This window comes from Candidatus Uabimicrobium amorphum (assembly GCF_009002475.1).
Lineage (GTDB): Bacteria > Planctomycetota > Uabimicrobiia > Uabimicrobiales > Uabimicrobiaceae > Uabimicrobium > Uabimicrobium amorphum.
Map to the genome: position 1 here is coordinate 2,463,480 of NZ_AP019860.1, position 12,263 is coordinate 2,475,742.

Here is a 12,263-nt window from a genome sequence, read left to right on the forward strand (position 1 = left end):
TTATAAATTTTCAACAAAGATCATCGCAAAATCTGCTATTTGTATTGGAAAGTGTAGATATGCAAAACTCTATTTCGCAAAATCCTAAAGACTTGATACAAAAAACGCAACAGAAACAGCGCGTTCTTATTGTCGACGACCAATGGGCAAATCGTTATTTACTGCGCTGCCTTCTCGAAAGTTTCCCCTGTGAAATTCACGAAGCGGAAAATGGATTACAGGCAGTAGAAATGCATTTGAGTTGGCGACCACATTTGATTTGGATGGACCTATCGATGCCGGTCATGAGTGGATCAAAAGCTGTCAAACTCATTCGCGATGTCGATTCACACACGAAAATCATTGCCATGAGTGCTTTTGCTAGTGAAGAAGATAAACAACATATGCTGAATTTGGGATGTGATGGATTTATAGCAAAGCCATGTCGTGTAGTTGATGTTTATTACCATACGCAGCAATACTTGCCAAAAAGCTGTATAGCGGCCTCTTAAAATTTTACTATCATAATACCGCTATACAAAATCTTAATTAGAGCGTGGAAATTGTAATGTACACTTTAAACCACTGCGATATTTCCGATCTTTATTGTCGACCACCGCAACGATACGTACTGTATTGCTAGCAAAATCTACGACGGGGTCAATGAAGGTCACTCGGGCAGCCGCCTGTTGTTTGGTTTGTAAAAAGAATACTTTGATGCTATCCCCGATACGTAAACTACGCGTTTGCTCAAAAAGAGGGAAAGACTCGACATTGATTTTATGTAGCTGTGCTATCTTAATCAAGGGTTGTGTACCTGATATGCTCTCACCTACTTTTTTGATAATTTTGCGCACCACACCATCAATGGGACTTATCACACGGTGCTGCGAAATTTGAAACTCAATTTGCCGCACCTCTAATTCCGCAATGCGCTTTTTCTCTTGCATGATACGTAAATTTGCTTCCGCAAGTGAAACCTCGGCTTTTATCTTGTCAAATTCAGAGCTTCGTGCATGGTTACTTCTCTGCAACTCTTGCAACCTTTGTAACTTGTTTTTCGCCAAGTCCAATTGCGACTTTGCCGCGATAATCTCGCCTTGAGCGCTTGCTTTCATTTTGGCAATATCAAGAGCAGGCCGTAAAAAATTGCTGTTAAGAGATGCCACAACTTGCCCTTTTTTGATGTAATCCCCTTCGCGTACTTCGATCGCGCGAATTGTACCTGGTTGCAACGGCACCATTTCTATTTCTAAAAATGGCTGGGAAGTACCGATAATATCTTGCGCAAGTGCTGGCAAACACAATAAAAACAGTATCAATATTCTCATTTCTTTCCTACCTTTACGAGTAGCTCTTCCATCCAACTATCATAACGCTGCATTTCGCGTCTTTGTGCGTAGTGACGAATTTCGACTTGGCGTTGTACCTTATCGAACATGTCTACGTATTTTTTATCAACCTCATCTTTTTTACTACGTGGCGCTTTTTCCACATTGTTGTAAATAAGATCATCTTCAAAGGAAATAAAGAACTGTGCGGTTCCTGGTTGACCTTGTCGCGCACATCGCCCAACAAGTTGGCGATCAATCCTCTTGGAATCATTGCGTTCTGCAGCGATAACAAATAATCCACCCATTTCTGGCACCCCTTCCCCCAGGGGAATATCTGTTCCGCGCCCCGCCATGTTGGTAGCGATGGTTATACTTCCCGCTTGTCCAGCGACCGCAACAATGTCGGCCTCTTCTTGATCGTATTTCGCATTCAAAACCTTGTGTACAATATTTTTTTCTTTGAGAATCGCCGACAGTTTCTCACTATCTTCGATGGTTTTTGTACCAACGAGTATTGGTTGTTTTGTCTTGGCGATATTGGCAATTTCATCTGCAATTGCCTGGAACTTTACTTGCTTTGTGGTAAAAATACGCGTGGGGAGTAATTTGCGCTGTGGTGGTTTGCGCGTTGGTATGCTTGTTACCACTAAGCCGTATAGATTCCACAGTTCCTTTTCACTTCCGGCTGCCGTCCCTGTCATTCCGCCAATACATTCGTACAATGAGTAGTATTTTTGACGCGTAATTTTGCCCAAAGTGGTATTTTCATCGCTAATTTCAACACCTTCTTTGGCTTGGACAGCTTGGTGTAGACCTTGGTTCCACGAACGATCAGCAAACTTGCGTCCGGTAGAGGCATCGACAATCATTACTTTATCGTCCTCAACAACGTAATCGACATCTTTGCGAAACAAATGGTTTGCCCGAAGCGCTTGCCGAATATAAAAAGACCACGGATATTTAATTCCGCGGATGCGATTTTCGTCAACGAGACCAGAAACCTTTTCGACTCCTTTATCTGTGATATCTAAGGTCTTGGCTTTGTAGTCGACAATAAAATCCTGTTCGACTTCTAAAACTTTCGACATTTCATTGGCATAAGAATACACATCATTGCCCGTACCAGTGTTGTCCCCCTTGCTGCTCAAAACAAGCGGTGTACGTGCTTCATCAATCAACACACTATCTAACTCGTCAATGAGAGCAAAATGCTGCCCACGTTGCATCTGCACAACATCATCGACATTTTTTTCTCCATTCAGGTAACCGCAAAAGCGACTACCCAAAGGAGGTGTCTTGCGATGAATGATCGCCAATTGGTCACGTAAGTAATCAAAACCAAATGTATAACCACATCCATAAGTAATGTCAGCCAAATAGCGCTGTATTTTCAGTTGTGGAGTGTCCTTTTCTTTTAAGACAGCCGAAGAAAACCCAAGAAGATCGTACACCGGCTTCATAAGCTCAAGATCGCGTTCCGCCAGATATTGATTCGACGTCGCGACATGCACACCCTTGTCATGCATTGCCCACAACACAATGGGCAAAGTTGCCGTAAGTGTCTTGCCTTCGCCTGTCGCCATTTCGGCAATCCCACCATTGGCCAATATAATTCCCGACAACAATTGTACGTCGTAGTGTTTTTTCTGCAATGCACGCCATGCTGCCTCTCTCACCAAGGCAAACACTTTTACCAGTAAATAGAAATCACTGATCTTGTTTTTCCTCAAACATTCCTTGAGATAAAAAATACTATAGCGCAAAGCGTCATCGTCTAACTTTTCACTAACGCGTTCGTGCTGTTTTATCTCTTCCACCATGCGATATTCAAAATCAGTGATACTTTTTACTTTAGGAGAAACAGAATATAAAAAATTGGCCACACTGTGCATCATGTGCTTATTTTTTCCAATCTTCAGGTGTGGCTTCTTGCATCTCTTTTACTCTAGCGCGCAACATCGGTAAGTTATCTTCATCTGTCACTTCGCTAATTTCTACGTTTTTATAAGACAAAAATGTTCCTTCGGCTTTCTTTAAACGCGTGATGGCAAGGTTATAGCTCACAAGATTTTTCACTAGCGCCAATTGCGAGTCCGCATACACATTTTGCGCTTGCAAAATAACTTGTAAGAAAGCACTTACACCGCCATTGTTTTCTCCCAACAATGCTTCGAATTTGAAACGACTTTGCAGTGCATCCACTTCATTTTTGGCGGCAATATATGCTTTTTGACTGGAAAGAAATTCCTGATAGGCCGCTTTTACCTCACGCACGGCCACTTTAATCTCAAGTAAAATACTTTCCACCGAACTCTCAAATTGATGACGTAGTTGGCGTTTTTCTATTTCACGACGCAACTTGCGCGCTCTGGCCGTATCATTTACGATAGGAAACTCGAAATGGAAACCGACACTCATACCAGGTTCACCACCGGTAAATTGATCATCAAATGCTCTGGGGAAATCCACCTCAGCGGCGATACCACTTAAACCCATTTCAGCGAATACATCTAAAATAGGGAGTAATTCATTCTTGGTCATGTTAAGGCGTACCTTGGCACTGCGTAATTGTAAAAAGGCCTGTTCTAGTTCCGGACGATTTTTTAGCGCCAACCTTGCGGATTCCTTAAGATCCGCTTTTACCCAATCGGTAATAGGGTGATCAAGAGGTGTCAGCTCATCAATTTTATACTCGTGGAACTTAGGCGAGTTGACTAAAGACATCAGGCGATCCTGGGCATTGCGTACGGATACCTCTGCGCGAATGAGTTGTGTGCGATGAAAAGCAATCGCAGCCTCTGTGTGATAGATCTGACTGCGCAACGCATCGATATTACTTCGCTCGGTCATCTCCGTATTGATGGCTTTTATATTGTCGATAATTCTTTTGCGCATAAAGAAATTAATTTTGGCCAAGTACAAGTCCCAGTATGCGGCAGAAATTTCTAAGAAATGTGCTTCGAGCTGTCGTTTAAATTCATTTTCCGCTATCTCGGTGTCTAGTTGCGCGAGAACAATCGCACTCTCGTTATATGTAACACCAGCACCTCGTAGTAGTGGCTGTGTAAAACGCAAAGTCAAATTCGACAGCGATTGTGGATTGGGATCAAAAAACTCCGAGTTATTCTGTAAACGCGAAAGTTTTTGCGTTAAAACCGCTTCTCCACCGGTAATAAATATTTTGCGTAGACCAAACTCTATAAAGGTTTCATCTTCGATAAAGCGATCGTTGATTCCTGTTCTTAGGACGTTCCCCACCGCTTCATTGACACGATTGTAACCACCGTCGGCAAATACACGCGTATTGAAACGTCCCTCTGCCTCTTGAATACCGGTTTTGCGGATAATGGGTATGTCAGCAAATACTTTAATTTGCTTAGAGTTCACTAAGGATGTTAAATAAAGATCTTCGAGAGAAACATTGTTACTGTTCGTCTGAGCTTCCGCTGTTAGCTGGCGAAACCACTCCATATTCTTGACATCGATCTCTTGCTTTGTTTCAAAAAGTTTTTCCTCTTCCTCTTTCTCTTGAGGTTTTACTTCCATACTTTCCACTTGTGCGTTGTAATCTGAGAGCATTTCACTGCGATCTTCACCAATGTTATCGAGATTATCTGGCTTTCCCCAATATGGCGTACAACTCACGATAAAAATACAAAACCCTAAAAGTAGTTTATTCATTCTTATTTCCTTAACATGCAAACCATTAAAGATTACTGGCGTAAAATTTTTGTATTTTGCTTTTGATTTTATAATAAAGTAGTTCGGCGACTGTTTTCTCTTCGCGGTATATGCGAATGTAGCCGGTTTGTTCATTGCACAAGAGTTTCCTATAGTGCTTTGGTATGGTTACTTCTAGATAAAAATGTGGATATGCCAAACGATATTTCGCTTGCGAATTTTGCCCTTGTGCTGCCTGCTCGACAACAAGGTCACCTCCAGCTAGTGCAGTAATTCCAGGATGTTTAATTTCGTAATCTGCCCGAGGACTCACAGAGTTAATCTTACCTGTGAATCCCATCTGTAAGGACACAATGTATATAGTGACATCCATTCCTTTTTTTATTGCATACTGCTCAATTTCATCTTCGAGTATGGCTGCGCGAAACACCGCACTGTCGGTAGCAAAAATTTCCACAAGTTCTTCTCCTGTGGCAATATACTTGCCGTACAGAGAGTCCAAGTGTTCATTGAAAACATATCCATCGATAGGCGCCTTAATGGTCAAGGAATCGACGAGCGCCTTGTTTTCAGACATTGTCTGGTGAAAGTACTCTAGTTTTTCTTTGGCAATTTGTACCTGGATGCGTTTTTCTTCATCGTTTTGGTTACGGCGTATGAAGTTCTCGGTAATCGCAATATCGTATTTTGTTTTTTCCAAAGCGACATGCTTTTCCCGGTTCTCCAAAATCAGAAGAATTTGCCCTTTTTTGACATAATCTCCCGAATTTATATGTATTTTTTTCACAAATCCTGGACAATAGTTGCGCACTATCTCATAATTCTTGTAGACCACCACTCCAGGAGATTGTATTTTTTCTTGCCAAGTGAGATTTTGGTACCCGACAACGCAAAAAGCGGCCACGGTTCCCAAAACCGCCAAAGAACGCAGTACATTTGGCTTTTCTGTTTTTGAGCCAAAAAACATGAAAATAAGTACTTTTATTGTGGGAATTAGAATCCACATCAATAGTACACAAATAGCAATTATCATGCCAACGCCCATCAACATGATACTAGAGGCGAGAAAGATACCGAAATAAATGAGGATACGCCACATGAAGCACAATAGTCCATAAACAAGAAAAAGTGGCTTTTGACGGATTGTCGTATTTGTGGTAACTTTCACCCCTAAAATATATCGTTTACAAAGATAGTGAATATAATTGCGCGAACGCGTATACAAATTAGGCTCTTCGACAAGATCCATCAATACATAATAGCCGTCAAAACGCATCAACGGATTTATATTGAAAAATAGAGTGGTGATACTACCTAAAATGATGATGTTATAACATATTTGCTGTACAACCTTAGATTGGGTCTCTCCCCAAACAATAGCGGCAATAGCGGCGATAAAAACTTCGATATACATTCCAGCGATGGAGACGTATATTCTTTGCCATTTTGAAGGAAAATTCCACGAACTAGAGGTATCGACATAACCAAGAGGTATTAGCAAAAGTAACATGATACCTGCTTCGCGAACATCCCCGCCGTATAGCTTACACACCAAACCATGCCACAGCTCATGAACGATCTTCAACATCACCCAAATGAGGGCAAAGGAGATCACACTGTAAACGGAGAGTATATCATTGCTTCCGTATACAAATGTTTTCCAATCGCTAAATATGTAGTAGCATCCGCATAAAACAGTGATAATCCACACACAAAAAAACAAATTTCCCAACAATGGGCGAAAAAATGGAAATAAGCCAGAAATAATCTTATCGGGTTTTCCTATGGGGAATTTGGGAAAAACCAAAAAAGACGCTTTTTCATTCGCCGACGAAAATATGTCTTTTTGTAGATTGGAGGGAGTCCCCTTTTGTAGCAAACCACTATCGTTTAACCAATTGAGTATCTGTAAAACTTCATGGTTATCGAAAGACTGCTCTTGCATGTCTTCGACCATGGTAATAATGAGATCGGAGAGTTTCTTTTTGCCGTTGAGTAGTGAAATAAATTTATATTCCAACAGTCCTACGCGATAATAACGCGAGTTAATCGGATCTTCAATCGTGTACGAAACTTCACCTTTTTGTTTTTGAAAGGTAATCTTCAGATCTTCGCGCAGTTGCGGACAAAGATTCATCCACTCTTGTATGGCAAAATCAACATTGCTTTTTTCTGTCATTTTACCACCACAGCTTCGCCTTCATCCACATAATGGGTTTACGCAACCATACCCACCACACGCGTTCTTCTCCCACAAATATGCGTGCCTCTCCACTCATTCCCGGGAGAAGTTTTTGTTGCGCATTGGGTACTTTACCTTTGCATACCAAGATATTTTTTTGTTCCGAGATCTGTATTTTAGGAGAAATGTACGTTATGTTTGTTTTCCATTTTTCCTCAAAAAAGGAGTGCAGTTGTACTTCCACTTGCATGCCTTTCTTGATAAAAGGCATGTCCCATTCATCGATCTCTAGTTTGACAAAAAATTCATCCAATGGTGCTATTTCCATGATTGGTTCACCCTTGCGAACAGTGGCTCCCGTGGCTTTTTCTAAATCGCCCTCTGTCACAACTCCACTTTGCGGTGCACGTATACGAATACGTTCCAAGTGATACTGCAACAATTGTAAATCTTTTTCTATTTTCTGGGACTTTAGCATCTCCGCTTGGTACTCCGCAATCTTCTTCTCGGCAAGCAACTGTAACATCTTTTTTTGTGTACTTTGTAGTTCTTCTTTCACGGCGAAGTACTCTAAACGAATATCACGTCCATCAAGAACCACAAGTTCGTCGTCTTTTTGTACAATGTCTCCCACTTGATAGTTCACTTTTTCAATAACGCTATCAAAGGGAATCGAAACCGTACGTGTCGCCACCGGCTCCAAGGAACACGATGCAGATAAATAGTGGTCGTATGGCATCATCAGCACAAAATACAAGAGCGCGGTAAAAATCCCCACAAAGGCAAACTTCCTTCCCCAATGGGAATGTTCGCGATTTTTTACAAACAACGTTTTTTTTCGTAAAAGCATCAATATCGGTGTAATATATTCCGATACCGCCTCGATAAAAAAGACATCTTCTTTTTTGACTTTTGTCTCATTCCACAGAAAACTCCACACCGCAAAAGACCCGTTAGAGTCACCGATAATAGATGTCACGACCTCCTGCGATTTCGTTTCTTGTTGCAAGCTACGATGAGCAAGGTCGAGTTGTATTTCACGTTTATCGGTATTTATTTGTGGGTGAGTAATCGTTTTTTGTTGCTCTAAAGCTTCCGCCATTGCCTTTTCAATAAGCCCTACAAGACGTGCACGTCGGTCAAACTTGCTCATATTCGACAATGCCAGTAGTCGTGCGCGCTTTTTTTTCGCTAATCCAATCGCAATACGTTCGCAACCAAGTTCTTTCTTCATTAAAAGTAATAACTGGTCTATTCCCTTGTCAAACGATTTATACATGGAAATTTCGCGAACTAAATCAACAAAACTTGCGGAACGCATTACTTGCTTCTTCAGGCGTGCATTATCAAAACTGTCTTCAATCAGTGGTATGTGACTCGCAATGAACTGCAAAATGAGAATATACGGGCTTAACTGCTCTATATCTACAACTTCTAGCACACAAGCCAAACCAGACTTTGCATGCTGCTGGTATAAAATAGGTACGGCGAGAATCACCCAGTCATCCACACGATGAATGTCGACTTGTTTTAGTCCCAAAGCTTTCTTAGCACTCTCTTCAATCTTTTGTTCAATCGTTTGCGACTTTTTACTATCCGATGAAAGTATTATTTTGTGAGTAAGTTGCAAATTCACTTTTTCATCTAAAGTAAAATGGGCAACCCCTCGGGCATTGGTGAGTTTTATGATAAACAAAAACAGCGCATTGAAAAACTCTTGTGGTTCGTCAAAACGCATCATTACTTTGTGAAAGTTGCGTTGAAGACGCAATGCATCTAACTCTGAAATACGCGTAGAAGCAGAATTTCCTTCCACACCACTTTCAAAGTCTTTATAAATTGCATGCGTACCTGAATCAACGAGCTTTACTCTCTTGCGGCGTTGTGTTCTTTTCATAGTTTAATTTTGGGTAGTCTAGCTGTGGTTTCTTCATTTTCTTTTTCTTCGACGGGGAGTTCACGCTGCACGTTACTGATATCAATTTCCCCATACTGTTTTTCGTATTTTTGTAAAACTTTTCCCAAAACTTCATGAAAACGTTTGGCGTTTTTGTAATTTGTGGCAAGCCGAGTGTGTACAGGAAGTACTATTTCCCCAGGTGCCCCCCCGGGAAACAAAGATGCTGCAAAGTTGAAGAAAACCTCTTCAGAAGTAGACTGAATACTAAATTCGCCCACATAATCTACCGAAGCCGAAGACAAATTTAAACGTATCTGCGATTGCTTTGGCTTTGGCTTTGCTGTAACTCTTTTCTTAACCATTTTTTTTCCCATCATTACAAATAGTTTTTTATGACACCCTAGTTTTAGTGACTTAAATTTACATAGGTTTCACAACGTAATTCCAATTTCCCAAAACAGAATCACGCTGTATATTTTTTTTGGTTTCGACATAGCTTACTTGATGTCTGTCGCGTATTACAGTGGTGGTAGATTGTGATTTTTGTCTCGCCGAAAAGTACACAGTTGTCATTTTCTGTTTTTTTTGACCATTGTCTTTTTCGGGATATAAAAAGTGCATCTTGTCCATCAATAACTGCCATTTTTTGATCCCAGAGCCAATTAAATGTATGTAGAGTTTCGTGTTGTATTGATTTGCAAAATTCTGTAGTGCTTGTAGCCAATATTTTTTATTATTGACGTAGTGCGCATGAGTAATAATTTCTAGCGAAGGCTTTTCATTGAAGGTTTTTCGTTCTGCCCATGTATATAGGCTATCCACCACAAAGTATGTTTTCTCTGTGATGAGGTTTTTTTCCAGTAAATTTTTGCTATTGCTTTCGAGTTTTTTTTTGTTTTTTGTTTTGTATTTTTTTTGGTCAATTTCAATATAAACCATCGCTAGAGCCTGCTTTTGCACTTCGATCATTCGCTTGTTTATATATTTACACTGCTCTGGAAAATTTTGCTCTTTTCTTTGCACAAAATATCCCATATTTTTCAACATGCGATTTACCGTACGCGAGCTAATACGGTGTCCCTTATACGTTAGAATATTGGTTATTTGTTGCACACTTTTGTCTGTCCAGTACAACGCGTCATCCTCATTATTTTTGATGACATTCTGTAAATCCGCCATAATGGTAAGATCTGTAATACTGATTTTTTTGCGCCCACCGCCCGTTTGACGAATTTTTGAGGCATTTTCATTAGGTGTTTTGTCTAACTCTTCAATACCACGTCGTATTGTGGTGCGAGACACACGTGTTGCATTAGAAACGATCGTAATACCACCATAGCCATAGGCCCGCGCTTCTGCAGCACACCATAACCTCGTCGATTTTTCGTCTAAAAAAGGCGAAATTGCGTCGAACTTTTCTTTGATTTTATTTTGTATGTCTTGTGTCATGACATTTTACATCATTTCTTGAAAGATATTCATACAATCTTGATAGTTCCACTCCACATCGTATTTAAGATGTAGTTCCTTTATTTTCCCAAGGTACTTCTCGTAGATTTGTTCAGCAGCGATCGTTTGCTCTTTATTGTGCAAACGAAAATACGTGCGACACCCCAACATTCTTCTGTCATGTACGCTACACAAATTATTCCGTAGGAAAGGACAGTGTTTCTCCACCTTAGATGTCACGTGATATTTATCAAAAAGATAGATCATTTCCAAAGTGGTGACATACAACGAATGCTTTGCTAAATCAAAGTGGCAACAGAAGCCACAAGAGGTGCAAGGAGCAGGAAGTTGCGACAAATCCTCATGGAGGTTTTTATACAAGTTTGCCATATCTTCAATGATTTGTTGTTTTACTGTCGCGGAAAGCTCTGGCATCATTTCTCTACTCCCGAGTTGATAGATGCAACGTATTCGGTGATGGCTTTCACGATGACGAAGATGTTTGCCCCGTAAAAACCAATAGAATTCAAACAATTGCATTCGATAACGTAGTATTCATCTCCACACAGAGCGATATCCATTGCGAAAAGTTTGTGCGGCATAAATTCTTTGCAGCGTTTTTCCACAAAATCAACCACTTGTTGCGGGGCCTCACTGTCAGAAACATGAACCTGAAAGTTACGACGATACAGTGTACTTGTGATCACCTTCCCGTTTACGACGAAGTTTCGCCATTCTTTTTTGATATTGTACGGCGGTGCCACAAGTATTTTGCTGTGAACATTCAAAGAAACATTTTGCGTGATCAATCTTTGGTACCAGTCCTTAAAATCAGCAAAACGAATCACTTCACCAGCAAAGCTTTTATCATCGGCATTTGGACGAATAAACCACTTACTATCCAATGGATAACTAGACTCAGAAAAATTTTGTAGCGTAGTTATTTTCCCTTCGCTATTTAGCATGTATTCCTGCCAGTTATTCATCGCTGTTTCTAAACTAAACCTTTCTTCATCAAAAAATATGCCTAAAGGTTTACTTTTTTTATGAAGTTCGGAAATAAATGCCGTGGCACCGTAGTAAATGTTTGTCACTTCGTCTTGTGGAAATTCAGGTAACTCGTTGGAGAATGGAATTACACATACCTCTTTATAACCAACGCCAAGTTTTTGACACGCATTTTTTATGGCAGACAAATCACTGGGCGAAATTAAGTTATTCTGAATTATCCAACGTACTCTATTCATGTTTCTGTTCCGTTTGTAAAACAATTTTGTTACAATACGTTTTTGTATGATTAGGGTGTAACACCCTACATAACGCAAAACTTACTCATACTATATTGTTTACATACAAAAATCAAGAAACCAATCATTTTCGTTGTATAATAGGATGTGTCATCAATTAACGAATTACACAAATACTAGATAAAACATACGCCTGGTGTCATCCCGCACTTGATGCGGGATCCATGAATAAAATTAGAAAAGCTTACAAAAATAAGGAATTCTTATTTCTAAAGATATTTCTTTTTATTTTTGATATTTCTATTTATTAACATAGATCCCTGCTTTCGCACATGGCTGTCAAGTTAAGACATAAAGTACTACAAATAAAAGAATTACATTTTTTTCTCTGAAACTAAAAAACTACCTTGCCGGTGTCATCCCTGACTTGATCAGGGATCCAGGCGCATACAATTTAATTTTGTTTTGTGGATTCCTGGTCAAGCCAGGAA

Annotated in this window: 10 protein-coding genes; 1 reads left to right on the plus strand and 9 read right to left on the minus strand. The window is 40.2% G+C overall.

Annotated features, from left to right (window positions below):
- The first annotated feature begins 59 nt into the window (after positions 1 to 59).
- Positions 60 to 491 carry a response regulator gene (locus tag UABAM_RS08710; protein WP_173013211.1) on the plus strand — a complete coding sequence of 144 codons (432 nt, stop codon included), beginning with the start codon at positions 60 to 62 and terminating at the stop codon, positions 489 to 491.
- Between the two features lie 33 nt (positions 492 to 524).
- Here UABAM_RS08710 and UABAM_RS08715 read toward each other — a convergent pair whose 3' ends face one another.
- The 9 genes from UABAM_RS08715 to UABAM_RS08755 are packed head-to-tail and all read right to left on the minus strand — an operon-like array spanning position 525 to position 11,772.
- Positions 525 to 1,310 carry an efflux RND transporter periplasmic adaptor subunit gene (locus UABAM_RS08715; RefSeq protein ID WP_151967612.1) on the minus strand — a complete coding sequence of 262 codons (786 nt, stop codon included), beginning with the start codon at positions 1,308 to 1,310 and terminating at the stop codon, positions 525 to 527.
- Entirely contained in the window at positions 1,307 to 3,208 is a 1,902-nt protein-coding gene (locus UABAM_RS08720) for a preprotein translocase subunit SecA (protein WP_151967613.1), read from the minus strand. The genes UABAM_RS08715 and UABAM_RS08720 overlap by 4 nt, the downstream gene beginning before the upstream one ends.
- Before the next feature lie 4 nt (positions 3,209 to 3,212).
- The gene (locus UABAM_RS08725; RefSeq protein WP_173013212.1) at positions 3,213 to 4,994 is read right to left on the minus strand and encodes a TolC family protein; all 1,782 of its coding nucleotides are present in this window, start codon (positions 4,992 to 4,994) and stop codon (positions 3,213 to 3,215) included.
- Between the two features lie 25 nt (positions 4,995 to 5,019).
- Positions 5,020 to 7,173, minus strand: coding sequence for an efflux RND transporter periplasmic adaptor subunit (locus tag UABAM_RS08730; RefSeq protein WP_151967615.1), 2,154 nt, complete (start codon positions 7,171 to 7,173; stop codon positions 5,020 to 5,022).
- Between the two features lies 1 nt (position 7,174).
- Positions 7,175 to 9,073, minus strand: a complete 1,899-nt coding sequence (locus tag UABAM_RS08735; RefSeq protein ID WP_151967616.1) for an efflux RND transporter periplasmic adaptor subunit — start codon at positions 9,071 to 9,073, stop codon at positions 7,175 to 7,177.
- The gene (locus UABAM_RS08740) at positions 9,070 to 9,438 is read right to left on the minus strand and encodes a DUF3467 domain-containing protein (RefSeq protein WP_173013213.1); all 369 of its coding nucleotides are present in this window, start codon (positions 9,436 to 9,438) and stop codon (positions 9,070 to 9,072) included. The genes UABAM_RS08735 and UABAM_RS08740 overlap by 4 nt, the downstream gene beginning before the upstream one ends.
- A gap of 58 nt (positions 9,439 to 9,496) precedes the next feature.
- Complete coding sequence (locus UABAM_RS08745) at positions 9,497 to 10,525, minus strand: ISAzo13-like element transposase-related protein (RefSeq protein WP_151967618.1); 1,029 nt, start codon at positions 10,523 to 10,525, stop codon at positions 9,497 to 9,499.
- A 6-nt stretch (positions 10,526 to 10,531) separates the two neighbouring features.
- Positions 10,532 to 10,963 carry a YkgJ family cysteine cluster protein gene (locus UABAM_RS08750; protein WP_173013214.1) on the minus strand — a complete coding sequence of 144 codons (432 nt, stop codon included), beginning with the start codon at positions 10,961 to 10,963 and terminating at the stop codon, positions 10,532 to 10,534.
- Positions 10,960 to 11,772: an ATP-grasp domain-containing protein gene (locus UABAM_RS08755; RefSeq protein WP_151967620.1), complete on the minus strand. Its 813-nt coding sequence runs from the start codon at positions 11,770 to 11,772 to the stop codon at positions 10,960 to 10,962. Before UABAM_RS08755 ends, UABAM_RS08750 begins: the two co-directional genes overlap by 4 nt.
- Positions 11,773 to 12,263: the final 491 nt, after the last annotated feature.